Origin of the sequence: Amycolatopsis pretoriensis (assembly GCF_900107925.1) — a bacterium.
Taxonomy (GTDB): domain Bacteria; phylum Actinomycetota; class Actinomycetes; order Mycobacteriales; family Pseudonocardiaceae; genus Amycolatopsis; species Amycolatopsis pretoriensis.
In genome coordinates this window covers 170,935-186,384 of sequence record NZ_FNUJ01000006.1, presented here as the reverse complement: position 1 = coordinate 186,384, position 15,450 = coordinate 170,935, and the positions used below count along the sequence as shown (strand labels likewise).

Genomic DNA, 15,450 nt, shown 5'->3' with positions numbered 1-15,450 from the left:
CCAACCGGAAGACGTGGTTGACGGCGGTCCCCACCACGCCGTGGTCGTCGTAGCGGACCTCGCCGGCGTGGAGCGCCATGCGGCGCGGGGCAGGGACTCGACGAACACGCTCTTCGGGACCGTGGGTGGCACGGCCACAAGTGCGCCGTCGCCGCTGTTCGCGTGATCGCATTCGGCCCACGGCACCGCTGCCTCTGCGAAGGCTTCCTTCAGCGCTCGGTAGAGCCCGGCCCGGATCGCGACCCGGTCCGAGTCCGATCGCGCCGGCGAGCCGTACCGCTCGATGTCGACGACGAGGATCGTGCGATGCACTGCAGGCATGGCGACCTCGACCCAGGAGCCGGAACTGGTTGCCGTCCCAGCATGGGCGTGCGCCGGACAAGAACGCAACGGCTATCGGCCCTGCCGCAATGAGGACCCTTGACGCAAGCTCAGGTTCGGAGGTTCTGGATGACGTATTCGGCGATCTTCTTCGTCGCGCCGCAAGGATCGTGTTGCCACGGGCCGGTTTCGGGCTTGTCGTAGGTTGCCGCGGTGATGTAGACGAGGGTGTTGTTGTCCGCGGCGAGGGCCAAGGTGCAGCCGAGCGGGCCTTCGTCTTCCTTGCCGGCGACGTTGTCGTCGATGGAGACCGTGACCGCGGGATAGGCGTTGATGGTGACCGTTTCCCAGTGGTTGCCCGTGTCGTGGCCTCGGGCGTGCTCCAGGTAGAGGGTGCGGAGGCTGTTGCCGCGGTTGCTGGTTTCGACCGTGGCGACAGGACCGAACCCGGTCACGCAGCGTTGCCCGTCGCGGCTGCGTTTGCCGCCGCTGAAGCCGAGCTCGTTGAGCTGTTCGACGGTGACCGCCTCGCACGAATCGGCCGCGAAGCGGGGTGCGCCGGCCAGCCCGACGCCGGGGATGAGCGGGACGTCCACCGGTGGGTCGGCCGGTTGCGCCGGCGCGGACGGTGTGCATCCCGCGGCCAGGCCGGCGGCCAGCGCGGCGAGGACGATGGTGCGACGGGCGGGGGAGTGGGTCATGGGTGGCTGGCTCCTGGCTTGACGCGCCAACGAGTGGGGTCGTCGATGACGGCGGCGCTGCTCCCGACGTCGGGGAGGGAGGTGAAGTTGGCTTCGATGGATCTGAGGTCGATCTGGTTCTCGACGAGCCTCGCGATGGTGGTCATCATGCCGGTGAGCAGTGTGAGGCAGTCGTTCCAGAAGGTGGCGAAGGCGGTGTTGAGGGCGTCGGCGATGTCAGAGATCTTGATCGGAGCGAGGGGCGGCAGGACGGTGGATTCCGCGATCGCGATGCCGATCTTGCCGCCGAGCTGGCTGATGTTGATCGCGCACCGGCCGATCGCCGTGATCAGGTTCTTGTAGGTGTCGATGATCGAGGAAGCGATCGACGACATCGTCTTGGTCAGGTTCTGCATCGAGGTCTGGTTCTGGGTCAGTACTGGTTTGGCCATGCCGACGTAGGTGGTGAACTGCTCGGCGGCGTCGCCCTGCCACGCGGTGGACAGATCGAGCTGGGCTTGGTTGAGCTGGGCGACGGCGTCGGGGAGGGAGCGCTGGACGGCGAAGGTTTCGGCGAGGTGGATGACCCTGCCGATGTCGCCGGCGACGAAGATCCGCAATTTGTCGAGCAGGGTGACGATGCCGTGGGCGCCGATGAAGTTCGCGGCCTTGCGAACGGTGGCGTCGGAGTCGTTGGGGTAGGCCAGCGCGGCGGGGTCGGTGGGTGGCCCGGGTGGCGGAGTTGTCATCGGGTGCCGCCTTCGAGCTTCTTGAGCCGTTCGTACTCCGCGGCTTCTTGCTGTTCGTAGTAGCTGGCCGCGGTCTGCAGGGCTTGGGCCAGTTTCTGCAGCGTGTCGGCGTTTTTTGCCGAGATCGCCCGGATGGTGTCGACGGCCTGGTTGTACTGCTGGACGGTCCCGGTTCCGATGACGCCGGGCATCAGCACCGTGGCGGTGCCGGGCAGGCCGAGGTCGGTGGCACCGAGCAGAGTGCCGGCCAGGTCGTGCTGCGCGAAGTGGGCCACGAGCCCGGCGGCGTCGGTGATGTCGTCGGCGGCTTTGCGCAGGGATTCGGGGTAGACCCGGTAGCCCTTGCCCGTGATGTCGGAGGGGTCGAATGTCATGACAGGTCCCGGTCGGTGACAACAGCTGCGATCGCGTCGCGGCGGCGCCGGTCGGCGTGGTGTTCGGCCTCCTGGATGCCCCGGAGCAGAGCTCGTGACAGGGCAGCGGCGGAATACTGGTGCATCTCGGTGGTGTCGAGCGTGACCGCGGTCAGTTCGCCGGCCCCGGACACCGTCACGGTTCCCAGCTCACCCGGCAGACGCCATTCCGACGGGCTGTGCTCGGCGTCGCGCGCGGTCGTGGCGACGGCGGCGGTCGCGGCGTCGATCTCCCGGGCCAGGTGGTAGAGCTCGTCTTCGAAGTTCACCGGGAGCCCCGATCGTCGTCCTCGTAGCCGTCGTCGGTGAGGAAATCGAGCTCCGCGAAGTCCTCTTCCTCGACATCTTCTCTCGTCGACGTCGTCGTCGCGGGCGGGCTGACGAACCCGGGGGATCCCGGCAGGGGCTCGGGTTGCCAATCCTGGTCCTTGTCGAACACCGCCCGGGCCTTCGTGAGCGCGATAGCGGCCGCCTGCCGCCGGGCCGCGGTGACGGCCTCGACCACGTCGGGCCCCACTACCTGAGGGTGGGCGCCCCGCATCGCCTGATCGCTGATCTTCAGGTCCACGAGCTGCCCGCGACCGCTGACGACGGCCGTCACGGCGCCGTCGCGGGACTGCCGGGTGAACCGGGCTCGGCCGAGCTCATCGTCCAGCGCGGTAGCTTGCTGCCGCATTTTTTCCGCGTTGAACACCACGCCGGTGTCGCCTCCCCACGCTCCCGACCTGCACAAGCTTGCGTCAACTACTCAAGGCGACCAACGATAGCCTCAATGTAGCCACTGTGGGGCAGCGTAGCGGATGAAGCAGCGCAGGAGCGGACGTTGCGGGCTCGACGGAGATCGCGCGGCGGCGCCGGACCGTCATGAGCGGCGAGACGACCGATTCGGGCAGCCGCGACGTCCGCCAGGGCCGGTCGGATCAGCCTGATCCGACCGTGTGCTGCGGGCCGCCCGCGTTCGCCCCGCCGTGTGCACCGGGGTGTGTCGCCGGGTTGCCGGTGGAAAGTGCGTCGGCGATATCGAGAGCGTGACCGCTCAGCCAGCGCATCGTGCGGTGGTACCGGCCCAGCGTGTCGCGGGCGGAGAAGTAGCTCGTGGCGTGGCGGTGCCGCACCGCGACCGCGAGGGTGATCTTGTCCTGCTGGTAGGCGGTGAACGAACTGAAGCCGGGTGGGCAGGCGTCGGAGGGAACGATCTGGATCGTGACGTTCGGGCGGTTGGCGAGTGTCCTCAGGTACTCGACCTGATCGGTGTAGACGTACGCGGGGCAAGTGCGCAGCGCTGTCTCGCCGATGAGGAAGGTGTAGCGCCGGGTGCGGTTCTCGTGTCCGCCGCCGTCGCCTACCTCACTCCACCGGACGACCCCGCAGGAGCGCCTGGTCGCTTCCCGCCTTGAGCCACGAACTTCTCGGACGCGCGCTGTGGGTGCCAGCTGCGCAGACCACCCCGCCAAGCGGGGCGAGTCCTAGAACTGGTCGCGCCACGGCAGCGCGATCGGAACGACCCGACGGGACCGCACACCCGGCCGGGTCACCAGGAGCTGTCGGGCGACGCCGACCACGCCCACGGCAGTCTGGAGCGGTCGCTGGACGCGTTGAGGGAGTCGCGCGACGCCGTGCAGCGGGGGATCGTCACCTCGGACCTGGCGCTCGCGCGGTTGAGGCTGGGTGACCCGAGGGCGTGCGCCGCGGACCTGCACGAAGCCATCGACGTGGCATCGACGACGGGCGGCCGCGTGGCGACTCAGCGCGTTCGACTTGTCCGGCGGGCACTTCGACCCTGGCGGGCCGAGGACTTCGTCGCCGGACTCGACGACCATCTGCATGATGCGTTGATCGGCCGCTGACGAGCATCGCCATTTCCGGACGGCGGCGCCGTTCAAGCGGCGGGCCAGCTTCCACCCGTGGCGTTCGCACCCGCCCGCAGCCACTGCCGCGCAGGGGGCGGCCCGGATTTCGGGCGCCGGGCCGGTGATGTCGTGGGCTGAGGTCTGTCTGTACGCGGTGCTGCTGCAGCTGTCTGGACAGCCGGAGGCACCGGAAGAGTTCACGCGGCTGGCGACGCATGAGAAGGCCCACCGGCTGCTCGAACCGGCCGCGCTGTGGCTCTTGCCGCCGGCTCTTTCAGAGAGCGTAGGAACCGCTGCGGACGTATTCGCGGAACGAGGTCGGTGACCGGCCGATCAGGTGGGCCAGTGCGTCGGCGTCTGCCGGCCGGCTCGATCCGTGCCGGCTCACCTGCAGCGCGACGGCGGCGATGTGCCCGGCCATGTCGGGGTTGACGACCCCGTCAGAGTCCGTTGTGGACAGTTCGACGATCTCCCTTCGCCATTGGTCCGCCGAGATCGGTTCGAAGCGAACCAGACGACGCAGCTCCTCGGTGAGGATGGCGGCGATCTCGGTGTGGCTGAGCTCCTCCGCGCCGGTGGGGTAGCAGATCGGGCCGGTGAACCGGTCGGGGTGCAGGAGCGCGGCGACGGCGAGTTCACCGGCGTCGCGGCCGTTGATCCAGGCGACCGCGGCGTCGCCGAAGCAGTTGCGGATCACCCCGTGCTCGTCGATCGACCGGCGGTGCAGCGCCGGGATGTTCTCGTGGAACGCGGCGGCGACGCGTAGGACGAGCAGGTCCAGTCCTGCCCACTGCAGCAGCTCCTCGGCGAGCCACTGGTCCTGTCCCCGGTCGCTGGGGTGACCGGGGTGGGCGGGCCCCATGGACATGACGACTGTGCGCGGCGAGGTGCCGGCTTCGCGGATCGCGGCGGCGTAGTTCGCCGCGGCGGGGATGACGCCCGCGTCGATCGGGTAGGTGAGGTACGCCTGCTTCACACCGTCCAAAGCGGACACGATGGTGCGCCGGTCGTGGAGATCGCCGAGGACAACCTCGGCGCCGAGCGCGGTCAGGGCGGTGGTGCGCTCGCTGTGGGTGCGGGCGAGCACCCGAACGTGATGGCCCTCCTCGCGCAGCCGGCGCACGAGGTAGGCGCCGGTGCCGCCGTGCCGGCCCGTGGCGCCGGTGACGAGGATGGGTGCGGCGGTGGTCATCGATGTCCTTTCAGTGGTTCTCGACGGGCACGAAGTTGGGCCCGCTGGTGTCGAAGGCGGCCTTGTTCTGGCTCACGAACTGCTCGACGGACGTCGGCGGACGGCCGCCGATCCGCTCGATGACGTCGTTCGTGCCCGCGAAGACACCGTGCTGGTAGTCCACGGCGACGTTGCTCAGGTGCTGCACCCGGTGGGCCGGCATGCCGCGTGCGGTCATGGCTGCGGCGAACTGCTCGACGGTGATCGGCTCGTAGTGGACCGGGATGCCCAACGTGCCGGACATGGCCCGCGCGATGTCGTGGTGGTTCTGCTCGACCGGGCCGTGCAGCGTGTAGACGGCGCGGTCGTGTGGCTCGGGGTCGAGCAGCAGGGCGGCGATCACGCGGGACTGGTCGGCCGAGGCGACCGGGGCGTGGCGGCCCTCGCCGAATGGCAGCCGCAGGTACCCCTCGCCGTCGCGGCGCTCCCACCACAGCGTGAGCCATTCGGCGAAGAAGGTCGGCCGGATGTGCGCGGTGAGCAGGCCGGTGCGGTCCAGCAGCCGTTCGCACAGCCAGTGCTGCCGGGCGGCGTGGCTGCCCGCGTCGCGGCGAGCGGAGATCTGCGACATGTTCACCGCCGACCTGACCCCCGCCTCGACGGCTGCTTGTGCGAAGTAGACGGTCGCCTCCACCAGGCCCGGCGAGATCGGGTGGCACAAGTAGGCGCTGGTGACGTCGCGCATGGCCGCGGTCACGGCGTCGAGATCGTGCAGGTCACCCACGGCGATCTCGGCACCGGCAGCAGCCAGCCGGCGGGAGCGTTCGTCGTCGCGGTGCACGAGCGCGCGAACCCGGTGGCCGCGCTCCAGCAGCAGCCGGGCCGTGCCGCCGCCAGTCCGGCCTGTCGCCCCCGTGACCAGGAAAAGCCGGTCGTCCTCAGCCATCGCGTCGCCTCTCGTGTCGGAACGTCTTCCGTGGCCGTCCGGCCGGATTTTGCAAGGTCATTTCAAGTCAAGGCCCTGGCATCGACCAGGGTTCCCTTCATGGCCAATTCGGCCCCGCCGCGAAGTTCGTTCACTGAACTGGACTGTACACCATCGAGTTCAATGACTGAACTACCGGGTTGGGCTCGTGATGTGGCCCTCCAGTACCTACGCGGATCGCAACTGCTCGCTGGCTCGCACCTTTGTAAGTCGTCGGTGAGGGCAAGAGCGTCGAGCTGGGGCCGATCGTGCACGCCATGATGGCCTGGTGTGACGCGCACTACTCGCCGGGCGGAGTGAAGCGCACCCTGCGTCACGACCGTGACGGCGGCTTGCTCGACGACGAGGGGCTGCCGGGAATGCGGCGGCCTCATTCCGGTACTGGAGACGCATCGAGCCGGTTCGGGCTTCGAGTCGGCGGACCGACTCCTTGTCGAACGTGGTTGACATTCTGAGTTGACCGACTCAGAATCAGTTCGTCAAGCCGGCATGTCGCGGCGCACGGCGAACAGTGGAGAGCAGCATGCGGGACATCGAGTGGAAGTCGGTGCTGGACACGGCATCCACAGCGGCGTTGGAGTATCTGAACTCGCTCCCCGAACGGCCGGTACTCCCCGAAGCAGCGGATCACGGCGCGATCCTCGCCGCGCTCGACTGTCCGCCGGCAGCAGCCGGCGTGGATCCGGCACACGTCGTCGACGACCTGGCGCGAGATCTGCGGCCCTACGTCACCGCACAGGCCGGTGGCCGCTACTTCGGCTTCGTAGTGGGCGGTCTGCACCCGGCCGCGCTCGGCGCGGAACTCCTCGTCTCGGCGTGGGACCAGAACTCGCCGATGTTCGCCGCGACACCGGGAGTGGCGGTTGCGGAGGAGCTCGCGGCGCGCTGGTTCGTCGACTTGGCGGGCCTGCCGCCGCAGTGCTCGGTGGGATTCGTCACCGGCGGCCAGATGGCCACCTTCACCTGCCTGGCCGCGGCTCGCCACGAACTGCTGCGGCAGGTCGGCTGGGACGTCGAGGCCCGCGGTCTGGCCGGGTCGCCGCCGCTGACCGTGGTGGTCAAGACCGGTGTCCACGTCACGGTCCTGCGCGCGTTGCGGTTTCTCGGCCTCGGCGAGCAGGCACTCGTCAGCGTGCCTTGCGACGACGAAGACCGAATGCGACCGGACCTGCTCGAGGACGTGCTGTCCGGCATCCACGGTCCCACGATCGTGGTCGTGGAATGCGGCAACGTGAACACCGGCTCCTTCGACGACTTCACCGCGGTAGCCGACATTGCCGAGGCGCACCGCGCGGCCGGCAACCCGACCTGGGTCCACGTCGACGGCGCCGTGATGCTGCTGGCCGCTGCCACGCCGGCGATGGCCGGGAAGGTCGCCGGGCTCGACCGCTTGGACTCCTGGTCCACCGACGGGCACAAGCTGCTCAACGTCGCCTACGACTGCGGCATCGCGATCTGCGCGAACGCCGCGGCCCACCGGGCGGCGATGAGCGTTCAGGCCGCCTACCTCGAACAGGACACCGGCGCCCGCGACCCGCTGGACTGGGGCCCGGACTTCTCCCGGCGGGCCCGCGGCGTCCAGGTCTACGCGACCCTTCGCTCCCTCGGCCGCGACGGCGTCGTCGACCTCGTCGAGCGCACGACCGGCCTGGCTCGCCGCTTCGCCGACGGCCTGCGGAAAAGCGGATACGCCGAGATCGTCAACGACGTCGTGTCGAACCAGGTGCTGGTGCGCTGGCTGAGTCCCGACGGGGACAACGGCCGGCTGGCCGACGCCGTCATGGCCGGAGTCCGCGCCGAAGGCACGGCCTTCTTCACCGGCACCACCTACCGCGGCGAGCGTCTCATGCGGATCTCCGTGTCCGACTGGGCCACCGACGAGAACGACGTCGATCGCGCCTTGGAGGCGCTGCTGCGACATGCACGCCGCGCCATCGCGTGAACTCCCGCCGCGGCCCGAGTTGATCCCGGGCCCGGCCGAGGGCGAGACTGAGCCGGTGACCTCGGAAACCGAAACCGCGCGATCCGGCCGGCCCCTCGGCTTCGACCGGGCGGAGGCGCTCACCCGGTTGATGAAGCTGTTCTGGCAAACCGGGTTCGACCGGGTCACCCAGCAGCAGATGGCGGCGGCGAGCGGGCTGTCGACCTCCAGCCTGTACAACACCTTCGGCACGAAGGTGGAGATCTACCGCGCGGCGATGGACGACTACCTGCGCCGGATGGCTGCGGTCCTGGATCCGCTCGTCGACGGCGTCCGCGGGCACGAGGACGTGCTGGAGACGCTGGCGAGGTTGAAGACCGTGCTGGACAGCGACCAGGGCCGATTCGGGTGCATGGCCACCACCGCGATGACCGCGCCCGTCGACGAGCACGTGGTGGCGGCGACCCGGCGGTATCGAGAGCAGCTCAGGGAAGGTTTCCTGGCTGTCGCCGAACGAGCCCGCGGGCTGGGTGAAGCGGCGCCGGATCCGTCGATGGCGGCCAACGTGCTGACCGCTGCGGTGCTGGGGACTCTGACCATCGCCCGCGCTGCCCCGGAGAGCCCCGAGCTGACGGCTGAACTGGATTCGTTGCGGGACTTCGCCCTCAGTTGGCGGCGGTCCCGAAACGGCGTCCGGCCGTCATCGCGCGGCTCGAGGCGAGCGTGACGAAGTCGCCGCGTAGCTGACCAGCGCGGCCTTGAGCGCGTCGTAAGGAGCGGTGCTGCGGCGGGCCCGCGAGGTGATCATCGCGCCCTCGACGCCCGCGACCACCGCGTCGGAGAGAGCGCGCGCTGCCGCGTGTTCGACGCCGAAGCTGATGAAGTGGAACGCGAGCCGGTCGATCATCTCCGAGAACGTCCGCCGGCCGGTCTCGCCGATTTCCGCCGACTCCTGTGTCGCGCCTTCGGTCACGAGGGGTGCGATCGCGCAGCCCCGCGAGTACCCGCTGGCCACCATGCCGTCCCGGCCGAGGTCGACGTAGCGTTCGACCAGTTCGGCCGCCGAGTTCGCCTGCGCGGCCGCGCGATCGATGATCTCGACCTGCTCATGGGCGTGGGCCTCGGCCGCTTCCGTTGCCAGCTGGGTCTTGCCGCCGGGAAAATGGAAGTAGACCGAGCCGCGGGGGGCACCACTGAGCTTGAGCACGTCGGAAAACGCCGTCGCGTGCAACCCGCGTTCGCGCATGAGCTGCTTGGCCGCTTGCACCATCTTCGACTTGGCGTCCGAGCGCGCACCCATGGCTACCGAACCTCTCCATTACATGTATGTCGACTTACATACTATCAGTCGCTCCACCACCTACCGAGGTCCGCCGCGACAGCGCGTGCCTGCTTCGCCCCGGCAGCTGCGGCGATGTCGACGAATCGGGGGTTCATCAGGTCCGCGATCGTCTCGTAGAACGGCTCCGCGGTGATCACGGTGACGCGGTGGCCGGACTCGACGAGGGTGATCTCTTCGCGGCTGAGGTGGTCGTTCGGCAGGGGAGCGAGCACGAGCACCCGGCCACGGGTGGCGGAGCCGATGCCGCGGACCAGGTCGGCATTCGTGCCGGACCGGACGGCGCCGTCGACCCAGACCGAGCTTGCCAGCGTGACCGGCGGCGCGGCGCCGGGCGCCGCGGTGGAGCACGCCACCGCGGCGGCGAGCGAGACGCCGTCGGCCGCCGACCACGCCTTGGCCGCCCCGGTTCCGGCGTTCACCGATGTCACTTTGAGCCGATCCGGCCATGGCCCCTCGGGCAGGGTCGCGCGCCACAGCGTCTCAGCTCGTTCCGCCGATATCGGCGGGATCGCCGCGATCGCCGCCTGGGCGATGTTCCGGGCGGACTCGGTGTCCCGAGTGGATCCGGCCACGACGCGACGCAGCAGATCCCGGTCGCCGTAACCGGATTCGGCGTTGTGCGCGTGCCACCTGGCCCGGTCGAGCATCCGCTGGGGCAGGGCCGGGAGGTCGTCGGGCCGCATCGTGAGCCAGGCGCCGACGACCGACCCGGCCGAGGTGCCCAGCACCTCATCGGATTCGGCCACCGGCAGTCCGTGGGAGATCAGCCCGTGCAGCAGGGCCGACGTCCACGCGACACCGGCGGGGCCGCCGCCGCCCAGCACGAGCGCAATGGGGGAAACAGTGGTGTCCATGCCGTTACCAGTCGAGTTCGGCCGGCAGGAACGGCGCGTCTTCGGGAGCTTCCTTGCGGGCCTTCAGCAGCTGCTCGGCCGGCGCGCCGACGGGCACGCGCAACGGCGGATCGGGGCGCTCGATCGTGTCGGCCACCGCGGTGGCGACCTCCTCCGGGGTGATCACCTCGCCGCGGAGGACGCCGAGCTGCTGGAGCAAAGGAAGGTAGGGGTCGTCGTCGGCGAAGAAGGACTTGGCCCCGGCGGCGCCGTCGGTGGCCACCGCGCCGGGCTGGACGAGGCTGACCCGAACGCCGAAGTGGCCCACCTCCAGGGCCAGCCCCTCGGCGATGGCTTCCAATGCCCACTTGCTCGCTCCGTAGGGGGCGATGATGGGTAGTACCACCCGGCCTTGGACGCTGGAGACGAACACCAGCCGTCCCGCGCCCCGTTCCCGCATTTGCGGGAGCACGCCCTGCGCCACTCGCAGCGCGCCGAGGGTGTTGAGCTGGAAGAGGCTTTCGATCTCGGCGAGCGGGACGCTCTCGAGCGGCGCGCGCACGGTCGCGCCGGCGTTGCTGACCAAGACATCGATCTCCCCGGCGTCCCCCAGGGCTCGGTCGACGCTGTCCTGGTCGGTCACATCCAGCCGCAGCCGCTGGTCGACGGGCAGGTCGGCCAGCATTTCCGGCTGCCGGGCGGTCGCGACGACCCGGTGGCCCCGCCCCGCCAGTTCGACGGCGATGGCGCGGCCGATGCCTTTGGACGCGCCGGTGATGAGCACGGATGACATGACGAATCTCCTTGCTGGTGACGAGGCCGGGGGCTGAGGAGCTTCCCGGTCATTGCCTGGCGGCCTTTCCGGCCACGGTTGCGTGGGCGGGAGGCTCGGTCCCGCCCACGGTCCTGAGTGGGCACCGCTGCCGGAGCGCCGATTCAGGTCGGGCCGACACACCTCATACTATGTCGTACGACATACCTGTCAAATGGGCGCGGTGCTGCCCCTGGGTGCTGTGAGGGGGCCCTGGCGTGAGCGCAAGGGTCAGAGTGTCGTCCAGGAGCCGATGCGGAACGCGTTGCCGGCGATGCTGCTGCCGGCCACGCGGGCGCCGGGGAAGTGGGCCCCGAACACCGGTGCGGCGTTGTCGGCCGCTCAGGTCGCGTTCTGACCGTGCGACATGAGGGTCAGAACGCAGGCCCCAGGCGAGTGCCCCGGGCCGGCGGCGATGCTGTCCAGGAACGCGGTCGCGAACCCGAAGGGGTCCGGCGCGCCGGTCTTCGCGAGGTCGGCCAGCTGGGTGAAGTCGGCCTTGGACAGCAGGTTAGTCGCCTTTCGGGAAAGTGGGACGCCAGTGCTCGTCGTCCAGGTAGGTCGTGTCCAGCCCGTTGAACGGCGGCGCGCCGCGTCCGGCCTTGTGGTTGCCGATGCCGGCGTCGAGCAGGATCGTCCGGCCGGCACTGCGGATGAGGGAGCTTTGCGAAGCAGCCAGGCATCTTCCGGCTCCGGGGCCCAGAAGTCAGGTCTCAGCCACGCTCGCTGCGCCTCCCGGTCCTGCCGATCGGACTCGGGCAGGAAGTCGCCGCGGGTGAACAGGTTGCCCTGCCATTCGGGGACGCGAGCGATCTCCACGTCCCCGAACGTGGTGAAGCCGGGGTTCTCGGTCATGGAAGTTCTCTTTGGATCCACTGTGGACAGACCGGTGGTGGGAGCACTGGTCCGCGAAGTGGGAGGGCGCTGGCACAACGGCTGAGGCGCGGGGCGGAGGTACGGCCGCCGAGCCCGGCCGAGACCTCGAACCTGTGGTTCCGCGCACCGTGCCCTCTTGGCCGTCAGAGGACGGGATGCCGGTCGCGGACCGGGCTGAGTGTCTCCAGCAGCGCGGCGAGGTGCAGGATGGTCGACTCCGCGTGCCAGCCGGCCGCCAGCTGCACGCCGATCGGCAGGCCGGTGGCGGTCGTCCCGAACGGCAGGGAGAGGGCGGGGAGCCCGGTCAGGTTGAACGGGACGGTCGCCGACATCACGTGGAAGATGCTCAGTGTCCGGCCTTCGAGGGTGAGCTCCGTGGTCCCGTGCTCGTGCGCGGGGACTGTGGTCACCGGCAGCAGCAGCGCGTCGTACTGGCGGAAGTACGCCGCGAAACCATCCCGGAGCCGCTCGATGCCCTGCTCAGCCCGCACATAGTCCGTCATCGACGTTTCGGGTGCGTCGCGCATGTACTTCGAGGCCACGTACATCTGGTCCTCGTGACCCGCGGTGGCCGCCGCGTAGGACGGCTTCACCTCCATGACGTGCTGCAGGGTGAACAACTCGAGCGGGTTGTCGCGCTCGAGCGCCGGGATGCGCACGGCTTCCACGTGAACTCCGGCACCCTGCAGTGCTTCGGCGGCCGCTGCGACGGTCGCTGCCACCTCGCTGTCGACCGGGCCGAGGCCGGAGTCGACCAGCCAGCCGACGCGGACGGGCCGGGCCGGCGACGCGCCCAGGCCGGCGTCGAACGCGGCCGGGACGGTGGAGGAGAAGCCGTCGGCGCCGTCCGGACCGGCGAGGAACGAGTAGGCCAGCGCGAGGTCGCGGACGGTGCGGGCCATCGGGCCGGCGTGCCAGTCGCGGCGCGGCTCGCGCGGCCAGGCGCCCGTCATCGGGATGCGCCCGTGCGTCGGCTTGAGGGCCGCGATGCCGGTGTTGGCGGCCGGTCCGCGCACCGAGATGGCCAGGTCGCTGCCGAGGCCGAGCGGCGACATCCCGGCCGCGATCGCCCCGGACTCCCCGCCGCTCGAGCCGCCGGCCGTGCGGCCGAGATCCCAGGGGTTGTTCGTTTCGCCCGTCAGGAGGTTGTCCGAATCGACGGCGTAGGAGAACTCCGGCAGGTTGGTCTTCGCCAGGAGAACCCCGCCGGCGCGCTTCAGGCGCGCCACCGCCGTGGCGTCCGTGTCCGGAACGCGCCCCGCGAAGATCGGCGAACCCCGCTGGGTGAGCACCCCGGCGGTGTCGAACGAGTCTTTGACCGTGAAGGGCACGCCGTGCAGGGGCCCCACCCGCGCGCCCGACGCGAGCACCTCATCCGCCGCCTTCGCGGCTTCGAGGGCGCCTTCCGCCAGGGTGACGATGGCGTTGATCTTCGGATTGGTGGCGTCGATCCGGTCGAGGTGCGCCTGCACCACCTCGACCGAGGACACTTTCCCGGTGCGGATCGATTCGGCGAGTTCGGTCGCGTCGGACCAGATGAAATCGGTGGACATGTGTCTTCTCCTCGTTAGACCGGTCTACTAGTACGGTGCTTGAGCCCGGTGTGTCGCGGGCGAGCGTGGTGGTCAGACGTGCAGGGTCCGGCGCGTGACCGCCATCGCGCGGTCGAGCTGCCGCGGGTGGCCGTGGATCTTCGCGATCATGCTGGCGCCGAGCCACATGTCGTAGAGGGCCTCGGCCGTCGCGCGGGGGGTGTCGTCGACGGAGAGGGACCCGTCCGCGACGCCGTCGGCGATCATCTTCTCCAGCCGGTCGACGATCGCCGCGGTCCCCGACTTCGTCGTGGCCCGCATCGCGTCCGACAGGTCCGCGATTTCGGCGCCCAGCTTGACGACCAGGCATCCGCCCTGGCAGTGGTCCGCGGCCTGCGTGTCGTAGAAGTACTGCCAGTACTCCATCACGTGCTCGGCCGCGCTCTTCTCCGCTTGGGCGGCGATGCGGTCCATGGTTGCGAAGTAGTCGTCGAAGTAGCTCTTCATCATCGCCTCGCCGAAGGCGTCCTTCGACTCGAACCAGTGGTAGAACGACCCCTTCGGCACGCCGGCCGCACTCAGCACCTCGGTGATGCCGACCGCGGCGTACCCCTTGGCCAGCACGATCCGCCGCGCGGTGTCCAGGATGACCTGGCGAGTGTCCATCTTGGAAGCGGGCATGGCGTCACCGTAACACTCTATTGGACCGGTCGTCTAGTAGCGGGAGACTTCCGTTTGCGGGGAGCGGCGGGACGATGTCCCCGTGTGATCGACGGCGCGAACCGCGACGTCGCGGAGATCCGCCGGCGACCGTCACCGGCTTCGTCCAGGGGTGGCACACGGCGAGCCGCGCAAGAACGGCCGGGGTGAGGTGAACGTGCGGGTGCCGCTCCGGGGCATGGTCGGTCACCCGGTGACCCTGGTCGTAGACGCTCATCCTTGCTCCGGATCGGTACGGAGGTCGTGGAGGTTCCGGGCCACCGTGAGGAAGCGGGAGACGGACTCGGGAAGCTGGCGCTGTTTCGGCCAGACGAGCTCCATGGTCAGCGTGCGCTGTCCTTCCGCGAGCGGGCGGATCGTCACGGGACAGCCGGCGGTGATGCTGGTCGGCGCGCGAACACTCACCGCGACGCCCATTCCTGCGGACACCTGCGCCCACACCGCCTGGTGCTGGTTGACGGTCCGGATGTCGGGCCGTACCTCCGAATGCTGCGCGAGCTCGGACAGCACCAGGTTCCCGAGGCCGGGGAAGCGTGACGAGATCGGCGGTGCGAACACCGGGTGCCGGGCCAGGTCGGCCCACGTCATCGCCTGGGGCCAGGTGCCGCGCGGTGGCAGGACCGCCACCAGGTCGATCTCGGTCAGCGGTTGCATGCTCACCGCGGCCCGGTTGAGGTGCGCGCTGAGGTCACGGTTGCTGGTCGTGATCAGCGCGACGTCGACCGTGCCGCGTTCGAGTCCCGCGAGCGCTTCCTCGGGGCGCAGGTCGAGGATCTGGATGTCGACCGAGGGCGCCACCTGGCGGTAGGCGGTCAGCATCCGCGGCAGCAGGGTCTGGACGTACGGCATGTACGCGACGAGCCGCAGCGAGCCGAGCACGCCGACGCCGTGCTTCTTGAGTTCCGCGGTCAGCTGATCGGATTCGCGGACGATCTGCTCCCCGCGCTCCATGAGCAGCTGCCCGGCCTCGGTGGCGACGACGCCGCGGCCGGTGCGTTCGAGCAGCCGGACGCCGAGCTCGTTCTCCAGAGACGCGAGCGTCGCGCTGAGCGGCGGCTGGCTCATGTGCAGCGTCTTCGCCGCCGCCGAGATCGAGCCGTGCCGGACGATCTCGACGAAGTATCGCATCTGCCGAAGTTCCATCAAGTGACTATACGCGAAAGCTATGGGTCGATCCGGGCCCGCGTGAGTCGGACCACGGTGCCCGTCGGCCCGCCTAGCTTCCTTGAGGTGCACGCGGATCGGC

General features: G+C 69.7%; 18 protein-coding genes. 3 read left to right on the top strand and 15 right to left on the bottom strand.

Translation table 11 applies throughout. The annotated features are described in order from the left end of the window. Window positions 1-431: 431 nt before the first annotated feature. From BLV96_RS26870 to BLV96_RS26845, 6 genes are all read right to left on the bottom strand, one after another. Complete coding sequence (locus BLV96_RS26870) at window positions 432-1,022, bottom strand: DUF3558 family protein (protein ID WP_086682483.1); 591 nt, start codon at window positions 1,020-1,022, stop codon at window positions 432-434. Next, window positions 1,019-1,750 carry a WXG100 family type VII secretion target gene (locus BLV96_RS26865; protein WP_086682480.1) on the bottom strand — a complete coding sequence of 244 codons (732 nt, stop codon included), beginning with the start codon at window positions 1,748-1,750 and terminating at the stop codon, window positions 1,019-1,021. Before BLV96_RS26865 ends, BLV96_RS26870 begins: the two co-directional genes overlap by 4 nt. Further along, complete coding sequence (locus tag BLV96_RS26860) at window positions 1,747-2,124, bottom strand: hypothetical protein (RefSeq protein ID WP_086682477.1); 378 nt, start codon at window positions 2,122-2,124, stop codon at window positions 1,747-1,749. Before BLV96_RS26860 ends, BLV96_RS26865 begins: the two co-directional genes overlap by 4 nt. Further along, complete coding sequence (locus tag BLV96_RS26855; protein WP_086682474.1) at window positions 2,121-2,432, bottom strand: hypothetical protein; 312 nt, start codon at window positions 2,430-2,432, stop codon at window positions 2,121-2,123. The genes BLV96_RS26860 and BLV96_RS26855 overlap by 4 nt, the downstream gene beginning before the upstream one ends. Next, on the bottom strand, window positions 2,429-2,839 hold the full coding sequence (locus BLV96_RS26850) for a YbaB/EbfC family nucleoid-associated protein (protein WP_086682498.1): 411 nt from the start codon (window positions 2,837-2,839) through the stop codon (window positions 2,429-2,431). Before BLV96_RS26850 ends, BLV96_RS26855 begins: the two co-directional genes overlap by 4 nt. A gap of 244 nt (window positions 2,840-3,083) precedes the next feature. Then, window positions 3,084-3,617 carry a Scr1 family TA system antitoxin-like transcriptional regulator gene (locus BLV96_RS26845; protein ID WP_086682471.1) on the bottom strand — a complete coding sequence of 178 codons (534 nt, stop codon included), beginning with the start codon at window positions 3,615-3,617 and terminating at the stop codon, window positions 3,084-3,086. A gap of 162 nt (window positions 3,618-3,779) precedes the next feature. Between BLV96_RS26845 and BLV96_RS26840 the strand changes: the two genes are divergently transcribed. Then, window positions 3,780-4,010: a hypothetical protein gene (locus tag BLV96_RS26840; protein ID WP_143051027.1), complete on the top strand. Its 231-nt coding sequence runs from the start codon at window positions 3,780-3,782 to the stop codon at window positions 4,008-4,010. Between the two features lie 277 nt (window positions 4,011-4,287). Here BLV96_RS26840 and BLV96_RS26835 read toward each other — a convergent pair whose 3' ends face one another. Both BLV96_RS26835 and BLV96_RS26830 read right to left on the bottom strand, forming a co-directional pair. Further along, entirely contained in the window at window positions 4,288-5,205 is a 918-nt protein-coding gene (locus tag BLV96_RS26835) for an NmrA family NAD(P)-binding protein (RefSeq protein ID WP_091389561.1), read from the bottom strand. 10 nt (window positions 5,206-5,215) lie between these two features. Next, window positions 5,216-6,130 (bottom strand): NmrA family NAD(P)-binding protein, encoded by a 915-nt coding sequence (locus tag BLV96_RS26830; protein WP_086681242.1) that lies wholly within the window; start codon window positions 6,128-6,130, stop codon window positions 5,216-5,218. Window positions 6,131-6,692: 562 nt separating this feature from the next. Here BLV96_RS26830 and BLV96_RS26825 point away from each other — a divergent pair. Beyond that, window positions 6,693-8,111, top strand: a complete 1,419-nt coding sequence (locus BLV96_RS26825; protein WP_086681240.1) for a pyridoxal phosphate-dependent decarboxylase family protein — start codon at window positions 6,693-6,695, stop codon at window positions 8,109-8,111. 55 nt (window positions 8,112-8,166) lie between these two features. Beyond that, window positions 8,167-8,817 carry a TetR/AcrR family transcriptional regulator gene (locus BLV96_RS26820; RefSeq protein WP_158104214.1) on the top strand — a complete coding sequence of 217 codons (651 nt, stop codon included), beginning with the start codon at window positions 8,167-8,169 and terminating at the stop codon, window positions 8,815-8,817. Here BLV96_RS26820 and BLV96_RS26815 read toward each other — a convergent pair. From BLV96_RS26815 to BLV96_RS26785, 7 genes are all read right to left on the bottom strand, one after another. Then, the gene (locus BLV96_RS26815; RefSeq protein ID WP_086681236.1) at window positions 8,791-9,390 is read right to left on the bottom strand and encodes a TetR/AcrR family transcriptional regulator; all 600 of its coding nucleotides are present in this window, start codon (window positions 9,388-9,390) and stop codon (window positions 8,791-8,793) included. The two genes, BLV96_RS26820 and BLV96_RS26815, sit on opposite strands and share 27 nt — an antisense overlap. Window positions 9,391-9,434: 44 nt before the next feature. Then, window positions 9,435-10,286: a patatin-like phospholipase family protein gene (locus BLV96_RS26810; protein ID WP_086681234.1), complete on the bottom strand. Its 852-nt coding sequence runs from the start codon at window positions 10,284-10,286 to the stop codon at window positions 9,435-9,437. A gap of 4 nt (window positions 10,287-10,290) precedes the next feature. Continuing rightward, window positions 10,291-11,058, bottom strand: coding sequence for an SDR family oxidoreductase (locus BLV96_RS26805; protein WP_086681232.1), 768 nt, complete (start codon window positions 11,056-11,058; stop codon window positions 10,291-10,293). 360 nt (window positions 11,059-11,418) lie between these two features. Then, window positions 11,419-11,931, bottom strand: a complete 513-nt coding sequence (locus BLV96_RS26800) for a hypothetical protein (protein WP_086681231.1) — start codon at window positions 11,929-11,931, stop codon at window positions 11,419-11,421. 164 nt (window positions 11,932-12,095) lie between these two features. After that, the gene (locus BLV96_RS26795; RefSeq protein ID WP_086681228.1) at window positions 12,096-13,505 is read right to left on the bottom strand and encodes an amidase; all 1,410 of its coding nucleotides are present in this window, start codon (window positions 13,503-13,505) and stop codon (window positions 12,096-12,098) included. A gap of 72 nt (window positions 13,506-13,577) precedes the next feature. Beyond that, window positions 13,578-14,165 carry a TetR/AcrR family transcriptional regulator gene (locus tag BLV96_RS26790; RefSeq protein WP_086681225.1) on the bottom strand — a complete coding sequence of 196 codons (588 nt, stop codon included), beginning with the start codon at window positions 14,163-14,165 and terminating at the stop codon, window positions 13,578-13,580. A 252-nt stretch (window positions 14,166-14,417) separates the two neighbouring features. Next, window positions 14,418-15,347, bottom strand: coding sequence for a LysR family transcriptional regulator (locus tag BLV96_RS26785; RefSeq protein WP_158104213.1), 930 nt, complete (start codon window positions 15,345-15,347; stop codon window positions 14,418-14,420). Between the last annotated feature and the right edge of the window lie 103 nt (window positions 15,348-15,450).

What these genes read in the sequence shown, in the direction of transcription:
- BLV96_RS26870 (WP_086682483.1), bottom strand. Translation starts at nt 1,022, where the DNA reads ATGACCCACTCCCCCGCCCGTCGCACCATCGTCCTCGCCGCGCTGGCC.
- BLV96_RS26865 (WP_086682480.1), bottom strand. Translation starts at nt 1,750, where the DNA reads ATGACAACTCCGCCACCCGGGCCACCCACCGACCCCGCCGCGCTGGCC.
- BLV96_RS26860 (WP_086682477.1), bottom strand. Translation starts at nt 2,124, where the DNA reads ATGACATTCGACCCCTCCGACATCACGGGCAAGGGCTACCGGGTCTAC.
- BLV96_RS26850 (WP_086682498.1), bottom strand. Translation starts at nt 2,839, where the DNA reads ATGCGGCAGCAAGCTACCGCGCTGGACGATGAGCTCGGCCGAGCCCGG.
- BLV96_RS26835 (WP_091389561.1), bottom strand. Translation starts at nt 5,205, where the DNA reads ATGACCACCGCCGCACCCATCCTCGTCACCGGCGCCACGGGCCGGCAC.
- BLV96_RS26830 (WP_086681242.1), bottom strand. Translation starts at nt 6,130, where the DNA reads ATGGCTGAGGACGACCGGCTTTTCCTGGTCACGGGGGCGACAGGCCGG.
- BLV96_RS26825 (WP_086681240.1), top strand. Translation starts at nt 6,693, where the DNA reads ATGCGGGACATCGAGTGGAAGTCGGTGCTGGACACGGCATCCACAGCG.
- BLV96_RS26815 (WP_086681236.1), bottom strand. Translation starts at nt 9,390, where the DNA reads ATGGGTGCGCGCTCGGACGCCAAGTCGAAGATGGTGCAAGCGGCCAAG.
- BLV96_RS26810 (WP_086681234.1), bottom strand. Translation starts at nt 10,286, where the DNA reads ATGGACACCACTGTTTCCCCCATTGCGCTCGTGCTGGGCGGCGGCGGC.
- BLV96_RS26805 (WP_086681232.1), bottom strand. Translation starts at nt 11,058, where the DNA reads ATGTCATCCGTGCTCATCACCGGCGCGTCCAAAGGCATCGGCCGCGCC.
- BLV96_RS26800 (WP_086681231.1), bottom strand. Translation starts at nt 11,931, where the DNA reads ATGACCGAGAACCCCGGCTTCACCACGTTCGGGGACGTGGAGATCGCT.
- BLV96_RS26795 (WP_086681228.1), bottom strand. Translation starts at nt 13,505, where the DNA reads ATGTCCACCGATTTCATCTGGTCCGACGCGACCGAACTCGCCGAATCG.
- BLV96_RS26790 (WP_086681225.1), bottom strand. Translation starts at nt 14,165, where the DNA reads ATGCCCGCTTCCAAGATGGACACTCGCCAGGTCATCCTGGACACCGCG.
- BLV96_RS26785 (WP_158104213.1), bottom strand. Translation starts at nt 15,347, where the DNA reads ATGGAACTTCGGCAGATGCGATACTTCGTCGAGATCGTCCGGCACGGC.